The organism is Undibacterium sp. KW1 (assembly GCF_009937955.1).
Taxonomy (GTDB): Bacteria; Pseudomonadota; Gammaproteobacteria; order Burkholderiales; family Burkholderiaceae_D; genus Undibacterium.
In genome coordinates this window covers 3,403,575-3,421,412 of sequence record NZ_AP018439.1, presented here as the reverse complement: position 1 = coordinate 3,421,412, position 17,838 = coordinate 3,403,575, and the positions used below count along the sequence as shown (strand labels likewise).

Annotated in this window: 16 protein-coding genes; 9 read left to right on the top strand and 7 right to left on the bottom strand. The window is 50.0% G+C overall.

The genetic code is table 11. The features are described from left to right. Positions 1-89: 89 nt before the first annotated feature. A complete protein-coding gene (locus UNDKW_RS15440) occupies positions 90-1,667 on the bottom strand; it encodes an ABC transporter substrate-binding protein (RefSeq protein WP_162059394.1) in 1,578 nt (525 codons plus the stop codon). A gap of 403 nt (positions 1,668-2,070) precedes the next feature. On the opposite strand from UNDKW_RS15440, the gene UNDKW_RS15435 reads away from it, so the two are divergent. Both UNDKW_RS15435 and UNDKW_RS15430 read left to right on the top strand, forming a co-directional pair. Beyond that, positions 2,071-3,651 (top strand): DUF1800 domain-containing protein, encoded by a 1,581-nt coding sequence (locus UNDKW_RS15435; protein WP_162059393.1) that lies wholly within the window; start codon positions 2,071-2,073, stop codon positions 3,649-3,651. A gap of 40 nt (positions 3,652-3,691) precedes the next feature. After that, complete coding sequence (locus UNDKW_RS15430) at positions 3,692-4,945, top strand: DUF1501 domain-containing protein (protein ID WP_162059392.1); 1,254 nt, start codon at positions 3,692-3,694, stop codon at positions 4,943-4,945. Positions 4,946-5,027: 82 nt separating this feature from the next. Here the strand turns inward: UNDKW_RS15430 and UNDKW_RS15425 are convergent, their stop codons facing one another. Continuing rightward, positions 5,028-5,336: a hypothetical protein gene (locus UNDKW_RS15425; protein ID WP_162059391.1), complete on the bottom strand. Its 309-nt coding sequence runs from the start codon at positions 5,334-5,336 to the stop codon at positions 5,028-5,030. Between the two features lie 260 nt (positions 5,337-5,596). Between UNDKW_RS15425 and UNDKW_RS15420 the strand changes: the two genes are divergently transcribed. The 3 genes from UNDKW_RS15420 to UNDKW_RS15410 are packed head-to-tail and all read left to right on the top strand — an operon-like array spanning position 5,597 to position 8,133. Beyond that, a complete protein-coding gene (locus UNDKW_RS15420; protein WP_162059390.1) occupies positions 5,597-6,628 on the top strand; it encodes a methionine ABC transporter ATP-binding protein in 1,032 nt (343 codons plus the stop codon). After that, on the top strand, positions 6,628-7,287 hold the full coding sequence (locus tag UNDKW_RS15415; protein WP_162041859.1) for a methionine ABC transporter permease: 660 nt from the start codon (positions 6,628-6,630) through the stop codon (positions 7,285-7,287). The genes UNDKW_RS15420 and UNDKW_RS15415 overlap by 1 nt, the downstream gene beginning before the upstream one ends. A 36-nt stretch (positions 7,288-7,323) precedes the next feature. Beyond that, a complete protein-coding gene (locus tag UNDKW_RS15410; RefSeq protein ID WP_162059389.1) occupies positions 7,324-8,133 on the top strand; it encodes a MetQ/NlpA family ABC transporter substrate-binding protein in 810 nt (269 codons plus the stop codon). A gap of 70 nt (positions 8,134-8,203) precedes the next feature. Here the strand turns inward: UNDKW_RS15410 and UNDKW_RS15405 are convergent, their stop codons facing one another. The 4 genes from UNDKW_RS15405 to gloB all read right to left on the bottom strand — a co-directional run bounded on the left by UNDKW_RS15405 (position 8,204) and on the right by gloB (position 13,632). Further along, on the bottom strand, positions 8,204-10,600 hold the full coding sequence (locus tag UNDKW_RS15405) for a fused MFS/spermidine synthase (RefSeq protein WP_162059388.1): 2,397 nt from the start codon (positions 10,598-10,600) through the stop codon (positions 8,204-8,206). Between the two features lie 304 nt (positions 10,601-10,904). Continuing rightward, complete coding sequence (locus UNDKW_RS15400; RefSeq protein ID WP_110254008.1) at positions 10,905-11,480, bottom strand: elongation factor P; 576 nt, start codon at positions 11,478-11,480, stop codon at positions 10,905-10,907. Between the two features lie 115 nt (positions 11,481-11,595). After that, positions 11,596-12,792 carry an elongation factor P maturation arginine rhamnosyltransferase EarP gene (gene earP, locus UNDKW_RS15395; protein WP_162059387.1) on the bottom strand — a complete coding sequence of 399 codons (1,197 nt, stop codon included), beginning with the start codon at positions 12,790-12,792 and terminating at the stop codon, positions 11,596-11,598. A gap of 48 nt (positions 12,793-12,840) precedes the next feature. Next, the gene (gloB, locus tag UNDKW_RS15390; protein ID WP_370529034.1) at positions 12,841-13,632 is read right to left on the bottom strand and encodes a hydroxyacylglutathione hydrolase; all 792 of its coding nucleotides are present in this window, start codon (positions 13,630-13,632) and stop codon (positions 12,841-12,843) included. On the opposite strand from gloB, the gene UNDKW_RS15385 reads away from it, so the two are divergent. From UNDKW_RS15385 to UNDKW_RS15370, 4 genes are all read left to right on the top strand, one after another. Then, positions 13,631-14,404 (top strand): class I SAM-dependent methyltransferase, encoded by a 774-nt coding sequence (locus UNDKW_RS15385; protein WP_162059386.1) that lies wholly within the window; start codon positions 13,631-13,633, stop codon positions 14,402-14,404. The two genes, gloB and UNDKW_RS15385, sit on opposite strands and share 2 nt — an antisense overlap. After that, positions 14,397-14,831, top strand: coding sequence for a ribonuclease HI (gene rnhA / locus UNDKW_RS15380; RefSeq protein ID WP_162059385.1), 435 nt, complete (start codon positions 14,397-14,399; stop codon positions 14,829-14,831). Before UNDKW_RS15385 ends, rnhA begins: the two co-directional genes overlap by 8 nt. 90 nt (positions 14,832-14,921) lie before the next feature. Continuing rightward, positions 14,922-15,746, top strand: coding sequence for an AraC family transcriptional regulator (locus UNDKW_RS15375; RefSeq protein ID WP_162061956.1), 825 nt, complete (start codon positions 14,922-14,924; stop codon positions 15,744-15,746). Positions 15,747-15,837: 91 nt separating this feature from the next. After that, on the top strand, positions 15,838-16,806 hold the full coding sequence (locus UNDKW_RS15370) for a DMT family transporter (RefSeq protein ID WP_162059384.1): 969 nt from the start codon (positions 15,838-15,840) through the stop codon (positions 16,804-16,806). 87 nt (positions 16,807-16,893) lie between these two features. Here UNDKW_RS15370 and UNDKW_RS15365 read toward each other — a convergent pair whose 3' ends face one another. Then, positions 16,894-17,694: a MipA/OmpV family protein gene (locus UNDKW_RS15365; protein WP_162059383.1), complete on the bottom strand. Its 801-nt coding sequence runs from the start codon at positions 17,692-17,694 to the stop codon at positions 16,894-16,896. Positions 17,695-17,838 lie beyond the last annotated feature (144 nt).

Below are 17,838 nucleotides of genomic sequence, written 5' to 3'. Positions count from 1 at the left end.
AAATCCTGATTCCCGATAGCAGTCTTTGCATAAAACAAAAATCCCGCGACTTCATATCGCGGGATTTTTTTTGGCATTTTCAATGCAACTCAGTCTGGTTTGAACTGGTGGGCAAAGGTAAATTCATCCGTCCTGGCCTTGTAATGCAAGCCCTTGCGCATGGCCCAACTGGCGTACTGGTGATGCAGGGGGATGGCCGCATAATCCAGCAAGGCGGTCGCCATGGCCGTTTTGGCAAATGTTTCGCGCTTGTCTGCTTCGACAGATGCGAGCGAAGATTGTATCGCCTCATCCAGTGCACGGTTGCTGTATTTGCCCCAGTTCCAGCTGCCCCAGCCATTGTCGGCATTAATAGTACCCAGAGTGGTACGTAACGCGAAGTCACCAGCCAGTGAACCCCAGCCCAGCAAGGCCATGCTGTAGTCGCCCTTGGACGCTTTGGGGAAATACACTGCCAGTGGTTGCGTCTCCACCTTGGCCTGTATACCTATCTTGCTGAGAAATTGCGCAACAGTCTGCACTATCTGTTCATCATTGATGTAGCGATTATTGGGGCCATGCAGGGTCATCGCAAAGCCATTTGGATAGCCGGCTTCAGCCAGCAATTTTTTAGCGCCTTCCGGGTCGTAGGCTTCGACCTTCAGACTATCGTTATAGCCAAACACACCAGGGGCGACGAGATTGGATGCTGGCACTGCAAGGCCCTCCAGTATGCGCTCTGTCAATGCCGTACGGTTGATGGCCTTGGCAATCGCCTTGCGCACGCGTATGTCTTTCAGGGGATTGGTCGCCAACGGTTTGCCAGCCTTGTCAGTGATATAAGGTGGGACCCTGGCCAGGTGATCCAGTTGCCAGAACAGGGTACGCCAGGAAATTTTTTGTTCCAGCTTGAATTTGGCATTGCTTTTGAGTTTGCTCAAATCTGCTGGAGGAATACTCTCTATCGCATCGACATCACCAGACAAGAGTGCGGCCATACGTGGCGCACCGGCGGTGATGATGCGGAAGGTAACCTTGTCCCAAGCCGATTTTTCACCCCAGTAAGCATCGTTTTTTGTCAGCTCAACTGCATCACCGCGTTTGAAACTGGCAAATTTATAGGGGCCGGTGCCGATTGCTGCCTTGCCGCTGTTGAAATCATCGGTGCTTGCCTGCAATGCTGCTTTTTTTGAAACGATGAAGACTGAACTCATGTCCAGCGGCAGCGGGCCGTATGCCGTCGCCGTTTTCAGGCGCAGGGTATGGGCATCAACGATCTGTTTGCCAATGATTTGTTTGGTAAAGCTGGTGTAGGGGCCAGGGCTGTTTTTTATCTGTGCTGGCCTGTCCAGGGAAAACACCACATCTTCTGCCGTCATCTCGCTGCCATCATGGAACTTCACGCCAGGCCGTAATTTGAATTCCCAGGTGGTCGGGTTAATCGCCTTCCATGACAGCGCCAGGCCAGGTGCAACGCGGCCATCTGAATCAACACTGACCAGTGCCTCGAACAAATGGGAGGCCATGGCGTTGTTTGGCCCGCTATTGAAATAGTGCGGGTCGATGGAATTGACGTCAGCGGCTAGGCCTATCTTGAGATTCGCTGCAAGACTGTGTGCTGGTTGGAAAATGCCCAGCGAGACCGCAAGCAGGGCAGGGAGCAGGAGCTTTTTTGTGGTGAGAAGCATAAGCAACTTTCAAGTTTCAATCTTGCAAGCTTACCATTGCCTGCGTTTTTCATCAGGGCCGCGAATGTATTTGTATATTTGAAATGAGATGAAGTGAGATGGAATGCGTTCTGACATGATGATAAAACCAGCTTGCAAATTTAGAAATTTCGAATTTGAAATTTACAAATCGAAGTACATTCTGCAAGAGCGAAATGTATCAGGTAGTCGCGCAGGTTTTGCGAGGGGCTACAAGGATTTTTCCTGTAACAATCCGCAGTTTTGCTTATTTTGATTTACATGTCGTTACTTGTGAAAGCTATTCGCATGAAACTATATTGAATACATTGTACGAATGAATAAGCAAATCATTGTTCTTCTGCATAAATACTTCAACAGTTTCAATAACGGGTATAAAAAATAGATGAGAAACCTGACAAAAATTCCTGGCTTGCTGGTGTTGTTGATTACCGTAAATATCTGTGCTCTTCCTGTGCATGCTGCAGGTCCTTCGACTGAGGCCGAAGCCTTGCACGTACTGAACCGCCTGGCCTATGGCCCGCGACCTGGTGATATAGAACGGGTCAAAAAAATGGGTGTGGATGCCTATATAGAGCAGCAGCTGAATCCGCAATTCCTGCCCTTGCCAGATGGTTTGCAAGAGAAATTGAAATCACTCGATGTCATGAGTCAGAGCGCAGGCTCGGTCTTGTTTGATTATCAAAAAGCCTTGAAAAACACCAGCGATGAATCCGACGCTGCGCAAAAGAAACGCCGTGAACTGGTTGGCCGCATCATTGAGCAAACCGCAGAATCCAGACTATACCGTGCCATAGAAAGCTCGCATCAGCTGGAAGAAGTGATGGTCGATTTCTGGTTCAATCATTTCAATGTGTTCAATGGCAAAGGCCTGGACCGTGCACTTGTCGCCAGCTATGAGCGCGATGCGATACGTCCCTATGTCTTTGGCAACTTCCGTGATTTGCTGGGTGCGACTGCCAAGCACCCTGCCATGTTGTTTTATCTGGATAACTGGTTATCCACGTCAGCAGATTTTCATGCGAATGGCAAACAGGGCAAGGGCGGCGGACAAAAGGCCAAGTCCAGCGGCCTGAATGAAAACTATGCGCGTGAAGTCATGGAGTTGCATACCCTGGGTGTGGATGGTGGCTATACCCAGAAAGACGTGACCGAACTGGCACGCATGCTGACCGGCTGGACCTTTGATCCGCGTGCCATGGTCAGGAGTAATCAAAACTTTTACTTTGATGCTGACAGACACGATAAAGGCAGCAAGCTGTGGCTGGGCAAATCCATACCTGTGCGTGGTCAGGCAGAAGCAGAATTCGCGCTCGATGTGCTGGCAACACACCCATCTACTGCGCATCACCTGAGTTTCAAACTGGCGCAATATTTTGTCGCTGACAAACCTGCACCAGCCTTGGTCGAGAGGCTGGCCAAACGTTATCTCGATACCCGTGGTGACATACGGGCCGTATTGCAGACGCTGTTTGCCAGTGCCGAATTTCGTGATCCCCAAAATGCGGGCGTGAAATATAAAACCCCGTATCAATATGTGGTGTCCGCCATCCGCGCCAGTGATGTCAAGGTGCAAAATGTCAGGCCCGTGTTGGGCGTACTGGCACAACTCGGCATGCCTCTATACGGCAGCCAGACACCCGATGGCTATAAAAACACGCAGGATGCATGGATGAACCCGGATGCCATTAGCCGCCGCATCAACTTTGCCACCGCACTCGCAACTGGCCGCCTGCCATTTGATAAAGAGATAGAGGATGGAGACAAAATGGGCAAGAAGCAGTTGGCAAAACAGGCTGAGGAAAAATCAGACCGGCCCGCAGTCATGCCTGCGGTCAGCGCCACGGCCTTGTTGCAAACACTGGGGCCAGGCTTGTCCGGGCGCAGTATAGAAATTGTGAATGGCAATCCCGAAGCCTTGCGTGCCTCACTGATATTGGGTAGCCCGGATTTTATGCAGCATTGAAGCAGGCAAGCGCACAGATCGTACAGATAAAGAGAGCAAAATGAAACGCAGAAATTTCTTATATTCCATGGCCGCAGGAGCGGGTTTGCTGATTCCGGTGGGACAGGCTGCCTGGGCTGCCAGGGCAAATGGTGCAGCAACCGAAGCAACAACAAAAAACAAGCTTATCGTCATCATGTTGCGGGGCGCTGTCGATGGCTTGAATGTGGTTGCACCTTATGGTGACAGCAATTATGCGCGCTTGCGCCCGACTATCGCACTGGCAAGGCCGGGGCAGACCGATGGTGCAATTGATCTCGATGGCTATTTTGGTCTGCATCCCGCACTGGCAGACTTGCAGGATCTTTGGCAGCAAAAGAAACTGGCTTTCGTGCAAGCCAGCGGTTCACCGGATTTTACCCGTTCGCATTTCGACGCCCAGGATTATCTGGAGTCTGGCACGCCTGGGCGTAAAGGCACGACAGATGGCTGGATGAACCGTTTGCTTGGTAACTTGCCGGGTACGACGACGCCAACGCGTGCCGTCAGTGTCGGTGCGGTCATGCCCCGTATCTTGTCGGGCACGGTTGCCGCCAGCAATATCGCCAGCGGTGCGGCGGGCACCAAGGCGAATGTACTGGACAGACCCAAGGTTGGTGCAGCTTTTGAACAGATGTATAAGGAAAACGATAAGTACGCGAAAGCCTTTAGTGATGCCAAAGAAGCGCATCAGGAAATGATGGGCGCGTCTATGGAAAAAGAACTGCAGGCTGCCGATGGCGGCGCGCCCTTGCCTAATGGTTTTCCTGACGACAGTACCCGTGTTGCCATCTTGCTCAAGAATGATCCTAAAATCCAGATGGTGTTCATGGCATTGGGCGGCTGGGACACCCATGCCAACCAGGGAGCCGGCAAAGGTCAGTTGGCAAATCGTTTGTCACCGCTGGGTCTGGGCCTGGCGAATCTGGCCAGACGCCTTGGCCCCATGTTTGATGACACCACGATAGTCGTGATGTCAGAATTTGGCCGTACTGCCAAACAGAATGGCAATGGCGGCACCGACCATGGGCATGGCAATGTCATGTGGGTGCTTGGTGGCAAAGTCGCTGGCGGCAAGGTATATGGCGACTGGCGCGGCCTCGGCAATGATCAGTTATATGAGGGACGTGATGTGCCTGTGACTACCGATTTTCGTTCGGTATTGACGCAGATCTGTGAGCGTCATATGGGTTTGTCAGACAATCAATTGCTCAAGGTTTTTCCTGAACAAGCTTACGCCAGGTCCAGCTTTAATTTATTTGTGAATAAAGCCTGATTGCTGATTAATTGCTGATCATAGTAAGTAAAAAAGCCACTCTGGATTTAATCGGAGTGGCTTTTTTGTATGGGTACGGTGTTCAGGCAGTGGTATTGATGGTTGTGCCAGTCACTTGTCCGCTGGTATTGACCACTGGTTTTGGTTGTTCTGGCGGCGGTGGTTCTGGCTGCTTGACATTCTGCTTGCTGGCCAGTTGCGCCTGTTGCTCAGCCTGTGAGGCGGTAATTCTTTTTTGATCTGCAATGGCATCAGCCGTACCGGAGTCGCGGTCTGCAGCCGCGCCTATGGTTTCCGCACTTTGTTTCTGTTGCCCGGCAGCAGCCTGCTGCAAGAGTTGCTGTTGTTGTGCAACTTGCGCTGCGCTCGAAGATGTAACGGACGTGACCATGATATTAACTCCTAAGACTAGAACCAGGATCATTTCAACATAGCGAGCCTGGACCAAAATTACAAGCGATTTAAACACAAATCGCAGTTTATTGCCACGTGTCAACTTTAATCAAACCCGCTCAATTGATAGTGCGTATTCATTTTTCACCTTTGCTTATACGAATAGTTGTATATACAAATGCATATATATGATTGGAAAAAACTTGTTGCCTTCGATAAAGTTGAGTCCAACAGCAACAACAGCCGGTCAGATATTCAGTGATACGTATAGAGCAGTTAGCAAAAATTTATAGCCATCAGGGCCGCGAAGTAAGGGCCTTGCATAATATTAATTTCAACATAGAAGCGGGTCAGGTTCTTGGCATCATAGGCCGTTCCGGTGCGGGTAAGAGCACTTTGCTGCGCACCTTGAATTTACTGGAACGTCCCAGCGCGGGCAAAGTAGTGATTGATGATGAGGACATCACCAGTTTGGACACTCAACAACTGCATGCCTTGCGCCAGCGTGTGGGCATGGTGTTCCAGCATTTCAATTTACTGCATGCAAAAACGGTCATCGACAATATTGCCTTTCCGCTCAAGCTGAGTGGCAAATACACAAGGCAGGAAATCCTGGTAAGGGTAGAAGAATTACTTGAGCTGGTAGGTTTGCAAGACCAGGGTCATAAATATCCATCGCAATTGTCTGGTGGACAAAAGCAGAGGGTGGGCATTGCCAGGGCACTGGCAAATTATCCGCATCTATTGTTATGCGATGAGGCGACCTCGGCATTAGACCCTGAGACCACGCAAGCGATCTTGCGCCTGTTGCTCGATATTAATCAAAAGCTCGGCCTGACCATCGTCCTGATCACACATGAAATGCAGGTGATACGCACGATCTGCGACAAGGTGGCAGTCATAGATGCGGGAGAGATTGTTGAGCTCGGTGATGTAGTTGATGTGTTCCTGCATCCTCAGCATGTGGTGACGCAAAGCCTGGTGGCAGAAAATCAGGCGTTGGATTTGTCTGTGCTGGAACGCAGCGACCAGGATGCTGACCGCCATTTGCTGCGTTTGAGTTATGTAGGCACAAGTACGCATGACCCCATCATTACGCGTATTGCGTCGCAGGCTGGTGTCGATATCGCCATTCTGCAAGGTGTGATAGGGCGCATCAAGGATACGCCTTACGGGCAATTGCTGGTGGAGTTGCACAGTACGCAGGAACAGTCCGCGACTGTCGAGGATTTATTGAAAAATGCTGGCGTCAGGGTGGCAAGAATCAGCGCAGCAGCAGGGGTGCACTGATGGATTTTTCTCAAATTGACTGGAGTGATATCGCACTGGCGACTCTCGATACCCTGACGATGACAGGTGCCTCTTTGCTGTTCACCGTGGTGCTGGGTTTGCCCTTGGGTGTACTGCTGTTTTTGACAGGTAAAAAGCAATTGCTGGAGCAGGGCCTGCTGTATGCAGTGTTGTCGGTAGTCGTGAATATTTTGCGCTCTATCCCTTTCATTATTTTGCTGATCGTATTGATCCCTTTCACGCTGTTATTGATGGGGACATCGCTGGGGGTGCCGGGAACCATACCGCCGCTGGTAATCGGAACAACGCCATTCTTTGCACGCCTGGTAGAAAACGTCTTGCGGGAAGTGGATAAGGGAATTATTGAAGCCTGCCAGGCCATGGGTGCCAGGACCTGGCAGATTATCTGGCATGCATTGTTGCCAGAGGCATTGCCGGGTTTGCTGGCTGCCGCGACAGTAACGACGATTGCCCTGGTGTCGTATGCAGCCATGTCGGGCGTGATCGGTGGAGGTGGTCTGGGTGACCTGGCGCTGCGTTATGGTTACCAGCGCTTTCAAACTGAGGTCATGGTAGTGACGGTATTTATTTTGATTGTGCTGGTGCAGTTGCTGCAATTTGTCGGTGACAAGCTGGTGTTGAAATTCACACGTAAGTAATTAAGTAACTGAGTTTTTATTTTTATTGGAGTCACTATGTCTTTAAATTTGAAACGCCGTTTTACCCTGATACTGGCAGGTAGCCTGACAGCCGCTGCCGTGTTTTCACCAGCTGCATTTGCAATCGAAACCTTGAACATCGCTGCCAGCCCCGTGCCGCATGCAGAGATACTGGAATTTATCAAACCGCAGCTCGCCAAAGAGGGTGTGGATTTGAAAGTGAAAGTGTTCACTGATTACATACAGCCAGCAGTGCAGGTCAATGAAAAACATCTGGATGGTAATTTCTTTTTGCACCAGCCTTACCTGAACGAATTCAAGAAAAGCCACAAGAATGATATCGAAGTGCCTATCGCCAAAGTGCACGTAGAACCTTTTGCTGCTTATTCAAGCAAGTACAAAAAGCTGGCTGACTTGCCCGATGGTGCAACTGTCGCTATTCCGAATGATCCATCCAATTCTGGCCGTGCCTTGCTGTTGCTGGCAAAACAGGGTTTGTTGAAACTGAAGGACCCAAAAAATATCTCTGCAACACAAAAAGATATTATTGAAAATCCAAAGAAACTGAAATTCAAGGAACTGGAAGCTGCGACTCTGCCACGTGTATTGAACCAGGTTGATCTGGCCTTGATCAATACCAATTATGCGATAGAAGCAAAACTCAATCCTGTGAAAGATTCTTTGTTTATTGAAGATGCAAATTCACCTTATGCAAATTTGCTGGTGGCGCGTGAAGATAATAAAAATAGCCCGGCTTTCAAAAAACTGGTGGCAGCTTTGAATTCACCTGAAGTCAAGAAATTCATTGAAGACAAATACAAGGGCGCAGTGGTTCCTGCTTTTTAATCGGCTCTTCGGATAATGAAACACCCCGGCAGAATTTTTTTTGCCGGGGTGTTTTGTTTTATATGACGCTTTATCTGCTGGTTGATGCCGGTTCAGTTGCTGCCTGCTTCAAATTCGCATAGGGGCTGTGCGCAAAGCTTTTCAGATAATCGATATTGTCCTTGAATTCTTCATCTCGCATGGCATTGCCTTTTGGCGTGCTGTATTCCAGCAAAAGATTGTCGTCATTGGAGAGTGTGGTTTCACTCAATGCCAGCATTTGTTTGACTTGTTCAGGATTGAGCACCTGTGCGCCAGAAACAGATTGGATGCCGTTCTTGTAAAGATCGATATAGGTCTTCATGGTCTGGTTATTGGCCATCGCTAATAAATGTTTTTCCTTTTCTGAATTGGGGAAAGCATCCAGGCTATTGCTGGCTATCATTGCACCTTGCTTGCCCACGTTATAAATCCAGACATAGCGGAAGGAGTGGGACAGGCTCGCAATCATGACTCTCAAGTTTTGTTTGGACATATGCGCCAGTTGAAACCATTGTTTCAATATGCCTTTGTCGGCCAGCCTGGATTTGGCCAATGCATAAAACTCCTGGTTATACAGAGAGGCTGCACCTGCAAACCAGATAGAGGACAGTTGTATCGCAATTAAGTCGTATTTTTTGTCGGTCAGCGACAAGTGATTCCTGCCATCGGTATACAGGAATGACACACCAGGTTTTGTAGCGAGATTCTGATTGACGTCGGCAAAATGACGGTTGGCGATATTCACCAGGTCGCGGCTCAGATCGACCACTTCCATGGACTTGAAGCCGGATTCATGGATAGCCATGGCCGTGACGCCAGTGCCATATCCTATGACCAGGGCATTGTCGTAGTTATTCAAATGCAGCATGGGTATCAACCCAAAACCTGCCTGCGCCAGCATTTCACTACCAGCTTCCATAACATTATTGCCCTGGAATTTGCCATTCGTGGTCAGGGTTTTAAATTCCTTGCCTTGTTCGGTTTGCGCCATGACCGCAGTCAGGCCACCATCGGCACTCTCCGCATGGTCTATCATTTTCCAGCCCGCATAGTAAGTCGGCTTGAAATAAGTGTTGATGCCAGTGGCGATTGCGTTCAGGTCCAGTTGTTTGGGACAGGCAATGAGCAAGATTGTGGCGGCAATAGCACTGCCATATTGTTGCAGGGCGGGCGCAGATTTGTCGCGCGACTTCCAGGTCGCTATCAATAGCAGGGTGAAGGCCACCACACCGCACAACAAGCTGGTATAGAAACCACCGATAACTGGCAGGAGCAAAAATCCAGCCAGTAACACGCCAGCGATATTTCCCAGGGTATTGATGGCAGAAGGAAAGCCTATGCCGTCATGCTGACCTTTGGAAGCGATCGTCATGCTGACAGGATAGAGAGCGCCAATTGCAAATGCTGGTGGCAGGGCAATGATGACGGCAGGAATAGCGCGCAAGAATTCCCTGAACCAGAAAGAGTAGGGGACCGTGCTTTTTGCCAGGCCATAGAAATACAAAGAAGAAAGATGCCACAAAAAAGTGGAGCACAAGATCGTGCAGGTCAGCAAGAACAAGGCGTCATTTAATTGCTCATTGGTGGAGCGCTTGCTTGTCTTGCCTGCATATTTGCCACCGAGGGCCAGGCCAGCCAGAAAGCACGTCAGCATCAGGGAAAAAGCATAAGTGCTGTTGCCTATGACTACGGCCAGCAAGTGTATGGTCGAGACTTCCATCATCATCGTCAGTGCGCCGACGATGAGCAGGACGAACAGGCCAAAGCGGTAAGAGCCTTGCGCCGTCACATCAGTTTTGCCTTGCTCGTGTGCAGGCAAGCTGTCCGCTGTTTTTGTTTCGCTGACCAGTAAGAATGCCAGCAGCGCCACCATGATATCGATGGCTGAGGACAGCCACAGCGTGCCATTCATGCCCAGGGCAGGAATGATCAGATAGCCCGACAATAAGGCGCCAGACGCCGCACCAAAGGTATTTGCTGAATAAAACCATGAAATAGAAGCCATGCAGGATTTGCTATCCGCAACGGCACGTACCAGCAGGGGAAAAGTCAGGCCCATCAGGATGGTAGGGAAGAGCAGGACCAGGGCGCCCAGCAAGACCTGATAAATGACGAGAGAGCCAGAATCGGGCCTGTAGCCGACTGCAATCGTTAAATAGATATCGTGCGCGAACGAAAATATATAAGGCGTACACAGGCAGTACAGGGCGATGGCCAGTTCTGCCATGGCATACATGCGCACCGGGAAGCGTGTGCGTTTTGCCACGCCCGCACCTATCGCAGCCCCGATTGCCATGCCAGCCATGTATATCGCCAGCACGGTGTAGGTGGCGCTGGACTGGCTACCAAAGACCAGGGCAAGCTTCTTTGCAAAATAGATCTGGTAAGCCAGTGCAGCAAAACCGGAGGCAAAGAAAATGCCAAACAAGGTGTTTATTTTTTTCACGGTGATATTTTTAGTGAGCGTCTTCCAGGCGCTGGTGGATGGGAATTTATTCTTTGCTATTTATACCATATTCGCCAATAGATTAAGAGAATGATAGTAAAAAGAATTTGAATGTTAGTGGCGTTGCTAAATATTGTCAAATGACTAAATTGTGACATTGCTCTTCCGCGCATGATCGTTTGATGGAAAGGCAATCTTGTCTCTGTCAGCCTATGCTTGACAGGAGAGAACTGTCCTCATGCAAATTGCCAGACGAAAAAAAACGCCGCTGATTCAGCGGCGTTTTTCGCAAAGTCTGTCAGTCTTAGTTGCGTACGACTTTTTTGTATTCGTTAGTGCGTGTATCGATTTCGATCATGTCGTCCTGGCTGACGAACAGTGGAACTTGAACGATATGGCAGTATTCTTCGATCGCGTTTTCGATCTTGGCTTCTTTCAGGACGTTGCCTGAAGTGTTGCCTTTAACTGCTGGCTCAGAGTAAATAACCTGACGAACGATAGTTGTAGGCAATTCAACAGAGATAGCTTTACCGTCGTAGAAAACGGCTTCGCATTCCATACCATCTTTCAGGTAGTTGATGGATTCGCCCATGTTTTCTGCTTCGATTTCATACTGGTTGTATTCTTGATCCATGAATACGAACAGTGGGTCAGCGAAGTAAGAATAAGTAACTGGTTTTTTGTCCAATACAACTACGTCAAACTTGTCGTCGCCACGGAAGACGTTTTCTTGTGGGCTGTTAGTCAACAGGTTTTTCATTTTCCACTTGTAAGTGAAACCTGTACGGCTGGAGCCGTTGACATCAGAGCGCAATACGATCATTGGTTTGCTATCGACCATAATGATGTTGCCAACACGAATTTCTTTTGCAAATTTCATAGCGAGTATACGTAAAAAGTAGGTTGCATAAAAATCATCTGTTGCCTACTGGCAAAAAATCACCGCAAGCCCACGTTTGATTGAGATTTAAAACAGGTTAAAAATTAACCCAACATTATACTGCATCTTTTTGGCTTGCCACCCTAACTGCATTGACGAACTTCAATAAATTGCCCGTCATATCCCCATTTTCGCGCATTTTTTCCTGCCACTTGCCAGAAAGCTGTGCAATTTCAGGGCGGTCGGCTTGAAAGGCCTGCCATATTTCTGCCCAGTCCAGTGGCGGGTGGCTGACGCCATTCCAGGCATGTGATAAGGCTACGAGGCTTGCCGAGACAGATGCAGTGGTTTTTAAAAATGCATTCAATTTCACATGATGCAGGTTTTCATCCTGAGGATAGATATGCCAGATGAAAGGTCTATTGGCCCACTGCGCCCGCACGAATGAGTCTTCACCACGGACAAAGTTGATATCGCAGGCCCACAGCAATTTGTCGTAATCTGCCTGGGGGATGAATGGCAGGACGCGCACTGTTAATGCACCTTGACTGCCACTGACACCTGCTCTGGATGCTTGCCCCAGAAATGCTTCGATTGCTTCACTTGCGACGCCTTCAGGCACCAGGCAAGTCATGGCCTGGTCAGCCTTTTGCCATGTCTTGAGCAAATCAGCTACTGGCGCATGTGGGTAGCAAAACAGCGATACTTTTGTGCTATTGATCTCAGTGTCAGTCAACCCCAATTGCTGCAGAAAGGCAGCGACAGCCCGAGTATCAGCTTGAAATGCGGCTCTTTCATGATCCAGGCTGGCTTCGCGCAACAAGCCACCGGTTTTGTTATTGAAGCCGGGAAAAAAGAAATGCTTGGTCAATGACAAGGAAGGATGGGGCGAGGGCAGGGTATGGCAGCCTTCTACCCATTCTTCTGCGGTCAAGCCTTCAAGATTGAGCCAGACCGGGCGCGGCTCGCACTTTGCCATGGCCTGAATATAGCCTGGCGGGATATCGCAGGCAAAAAACTCTATAACGATGTCGGCAATATCGGCCACAGTAAATGTACCCTGCTGATCACTCCAGTGCCTGACGGTGACGCCCGCAATTTCCTGCACTTCGGCATCAATATTCACTGGCGGGCAGATGCGCTGGAAGCTGCGCAAATCATCTACCCATAGCGTCACGGCTATTCCATGTTCTTGCTGCAGTTGCCTGGCCATGCGCCAGCAAATGCCTATATCACCAAAGTTATCGACGACCTTGCAAAACAGGGCCAACGTTTTTGCTGCGTGCGTCGTATTTATTTCTGTTAAATGCATTGCAATGTGTTTTTAAAAGCGTACCTGAAAGCGTACCTGAAAGCGTACTTAAAAGCGGTTTTTCCATTCACGCAAAGCGGCGAAATGGCTGACATCGTTTTGTGCGGCTGGGATTTTACCGCGTTCCAGAAGTCGTTCGATAACTGTGCTTTCGCGGCTGCGCAAGAATGGATTGGTCTGTTTTTCCAGGCCTATCTGGGTAGGCACGGTAGGTATGCCTTGCTCACGCCTTGCTTGTTCGTGTTTGATACGCTCCAGCAAATCCTGGTTACCAGGCTCGACCTCTTTGGCAAAACGCAGATTGGATAGCGTGTATTCATGGGCGCAATATACTGCCGTATCATCGGGCAGCGCAGCGAGCTGGTCTAGTGAATGCAGCATCTGAGCAGGCGTGCCCTCAAACAGGCGGCCACAGCCACCGGCAAACAGGGTGTCACCACAAAACAGCCAATGCTGTTCAGGTGCGAAGTAGGCAATATGACCCAGTGTATGGCCGGGAACGTCCAGCACTTTCAACTCCAGGTTGATGCCGGGCACGGTCACTACATCATCCTGTTGCAGTTTTTGCGTGACCACGGCGATCTTGTCATTGGTGGGGCCAAATACGGGCACTGCCGCATGTTCCAGCAGACGTGGCACACCGCCTATATGATCTACATGGTGATGAGTGAGTAAAATAGCGGACAATGTCAGTTGATGCTGCGCCAGAGCTTGCAAAATTGGCATGGCATCGCCAGGATCAACCACGGCAGCATGCTGGCCGTCATGGATAATCCATAGATAATTGTCGTCAAAGGCGGGGACAGTCAATATACTCAGGGAATTCTTCATATCAGGCATGGATGCTTTGGAAAAAAACATTATAGACCTTGGAGCATGGTTAGAGCTGCCGGCGGGTAGCTATATCCGTCAATGGGAGCAGGCCATGCTCGATAAATTGACGGTGGATATCTTTGGTTTCAATGCATTGCAGATAGGTTTGCCGCAAATTGATGCGCTGGCAGCCAGCCGCATGCCACATCGCTGGCTGACCAATTCCTGCATGCCAGATGAAAATCAGCCGGGGCAAAAGCGGCCTGTCGTGGTCGTGCACGACTTTGCTGAGCTGCCTTTTGATGCGCACAGCATAGATTTGATCGTCTTGCCGCATGTGCTGGAATTTGCCGAAGAGCCACACCAGATATTGCGTGAGGTGGAGAGGGTATTGATACCAGAAGGCCGGGTTATCATCACCGGCTTTAACCGCGCCAGCCTGTGGGGTGCCAGGCAGGCGACCGGGCGTTTGAGCAAAAATTATTTCCTGCCCAAAGAGGGGGAATTCATCAGCCCGCCGCGTTTGAAGGATTGGCTGAAGTTATTGAATATGGAAGTGGGTAGCAGCGATTTTGGTTGTTATGCCCCTCCTGTTAAATCGGAAAAATGGTTGCAACGTTATCGTTTCATGGAAAAAGCAGGACAACGCTGGTGGCCTTATTTTGGCGCAGTGTATATATTGCAGGCCGTGAAAAGAGTCAAAGGCATGCATTTGATAGGACCGGCATGGAAACAAAAGCGGGTGTCCAGCGCACATGCCTTGCCAGTTGCAAACAAATCAAAAGAATCAAATGGATAATATAGAAATTTACACAGATGGCGCCTGCAAGGGTAATCCTGGCGTTGGCGGCTGGGGCGCTTTGCTGATCGCTGGCAATAAAGAAAAAGAACTATTTGGCGGTGAAAAAGAAACCACCAATAACCGCATGGAATTGATGGCAGTGATACAGGCGCTGGGCGCATTGAAACGCCCCTGTCATATCACCCTGCATACCGATAGTCAGTATGTATTAAAAGGTATCACCGAATGGATCACAGGCTGGAAAACCAAGGGCTGGAAAACCGCTTCTAAAGCACCAGTGAAGAACGTCGATCTCTGGCAGCAGCTTGATGCTGCGCGTACCATCCACGAAATTGACTGGCGCTGGGTGCGTGGCCACACTGGCCACCCTGGTAATGAAAGAGCAGATCAACTGGCTAACCGTGGTGTTGAATCGGTATTGTAAAAGCACACAAAATATCTCATGGACATAGCGAACATCCACTCAGGTATCCAAAAAGGTGATCATGAACAAGGCGACCAGGGCGCTTTGTCCATGCCCGGTGTGCCAGAAAGCTTTGAACATGTGAGTGACCGTGCCGAATTCAAAAGGGCACAGCATCGCCCAGGTGTAGAGCTATACCGCGCCCATATTGTCGCCCATGCTTTTGAACCGCATACGCATGAAGCATTTGGTCTGGGTTCTATCGCCAGCGGAGTAGAGCGTTTTCGTTATCTTGGTAGCGATCATCTGGCCCCGCAAAATTCAGTAGTGATGATGAACCCGGATGAATTGCATACTGGCAGGGCAGAGACTGATACCGGCTGGCGTTATCGCATGATGTACATCGATCCTGATGTCGTGGCCGAAGTCACTGGTGAGCAAGGCTGGTGGTTCAGGGATGCGGTTGCTCATGATGCCAGCAGTGCGCGCAAGCTGGGTGTCATGCTGGAGCAGATCTGGCAAGCAACCGACAGGCTGAGTTTTGATAGTCTCCTGTTTGATATCCTGTTTGAGTTCAAACGCTTTGCCAGTGCGCCGCAGGCGCCAGAGGGCCTGGCGAAACAACGCTTTGCCACGGTGCTCGATTATATGCGTGCCAGCATGGCAGAACGCATCAGCCTTGAGCAACTGGCGCTGGTTGCCGGGCTTAGTCCCTTTCATTTTTTGCGCAGCTTCAAGGCGCAATATCATGCGACACCGCAGCAGATGCTGATGGCCTTGCGCCTGTATGAAGCCAAATGTCTGTTAGGCAAGGGTTTGCCTCCAGCTCAGGTGGCGGCAGCAACTGGCCTGACGGATCAGTCTCATTTGAACAAGGCTTTTGTGCGTCGCTATGGCGTGACACCGGCCCGCTATCAGTTGCAGATGCGCGCGTAGCCCGCACTTCAAAACTGTCCACAAGCGCAATCTGGTACAAGACTGTTTTCCCGCATTGTTTTAAGCTCATTCTTTTCAGGGGATGAACAATATGGGTATCGGTGTTTTATATGCGATGGCAGCAGGTTTGATGTGGGGGCTGGTATTTATCGGCCCTTTGCTCTTGCCTGAATACCCGGCTGCCTTGCAATCATTCGGCCGCTACCTGGCATTTGGTTTGATCACTCTGCCTATAGCCTGGATGGACAGGCGACAATTGCGTTTGTTGAACAAATCAGACTGGATAGAGGCACTGAAGCTGGCAGCGGTCGGCAATATTCTGTATTACCTTTGTCTGGCCAGCGCGATACAGCGCTCAGGCGCACCATTGCCTACCATGTTGATAGGTACGCTGCCAGTCGTCATCGCCATTACCGCCAATTACCGCAATGCACAGCGCGACGGCAGCATCGCCTGGCGACGCATGTTGCCATCACTATTGATGATTTTTGCTGGCGTCGCGTGTGTCAATAGCGTGGAAATAGCCGCATTGCAGGCAGCTTCAAACAAAGATATCCAGACCTATATCATCGGCGGCCTGTTTGCCATGGTTGCAGTGGCCTGCTGGACCTGGTACCCATTAAGAAATGCAGACTGGCTACGTCATCATCCTGACCGCAACCCCAGGGTCTGGGCCAGTGCCCAGGGAGTTGCAACCTTGCCGCTGGCTTTGCTCGGTTATATGGGATTATGGATATATATGGGTGTGACTGGCCAGGATTTTTCCATGCCATTCGGCCCCCGGCCACAATACTTCATCACCCTGATGCTCATCATCGGTTTGTTTGCCTCATGGCTGGGTACGATGTGCTGGAACCAGGCCAGCCAGCGCTTGCCCACCAACCTGGCCGGGCAGCTCATCGTATTCGAGACGTTGGCCGCACTGGCCTATGCCTTCATTCTCAATAAACGCATGCCAGAACCCAAGGTTTTGCTGGGTATCGTTCTATTGATTATTGGCGTGATGACTGCCTTGCGCGCCAAGCCAGTAACAGCCTCGGTTTCATCTCCTGCACATTAATGACGATGGCCCTGATGATCATGTTTTTATCATCAGGGCCATGGTACTTTTGCTCAAGCAAGAGTCAGGTCATGCACGTCATGCAAATCAGAAAGCGTAATTGACGGTAGTCATCAAGATTGGGCTGGTTTTCTTTTTCGTCAGCGGGCTGTCAGCCGCATCACCCATCACTTGCGATACACCGGCAGCACTACGTACGGACCAGTTTTTATCGATTACATGGGTCCATGCAACTGTTGCCATCGCCTGTGAGAAACCTGCTTTAGGCGCAAAGGTTTTATAACCGGAATTGGTGCTTTGCGTTGGCGTTACACCAAAATAAGTCTGGTTATATTTAGCATCGCTGTAAGTCAGGTTACCACCAATTTCTACCCTGTCTGTTGCTGTCTGGAATACAGGTGCTGCCAAACCAAATTTGTAGGCATTGCCATTCTCTCTGTGCGACAGTGCCAGGTTAGCATCTACACTTGCCTTGATGCCAGGACCAAATGTAGTGCCTGCATGCAGGTTGACTGTTGCTGAGCCAGAGATATTGCCCATGCCTTTCAAGTCATCTGAGCTGAACAGGGATTTGGAGTCGCGTGAATCTTCACGGCCGGCACGGTAACCCAGTGCGGCGCTGAATGAAAAGTCATCCACTTTTGTACCAAAACCGACGCCACGCATGGTGCTGGCAAAGAAACCGTTCTTGTTTTGGTATTCACCATAGATAGCAGGGCCAAAGCGATTTTTCTTTGCACCGATGTACTCGGGTGCGTAGAACACACCAGCACCGACCACTGCAGTTGATTCCGGTTCTTGCGCCGTTTTGTCCTGTGCTTGAGCAGAGAATGACATGGCCATCAAGCTGGAGAAAGCAATAGCTGTCAGTGTAAATATGTGTTTCATGGTGATCCTTTAATCAATAAAAGCTAAACAGTCCTGGCAGTATTTGCGCCGCGCTGCTACTCCCCGGCGGAGAGCACGGAGCGAAGTCTCGCAAATATAAAAAAACTATGCCAATGGAAAATCGCAGGCTCTGCCTGCATGCAC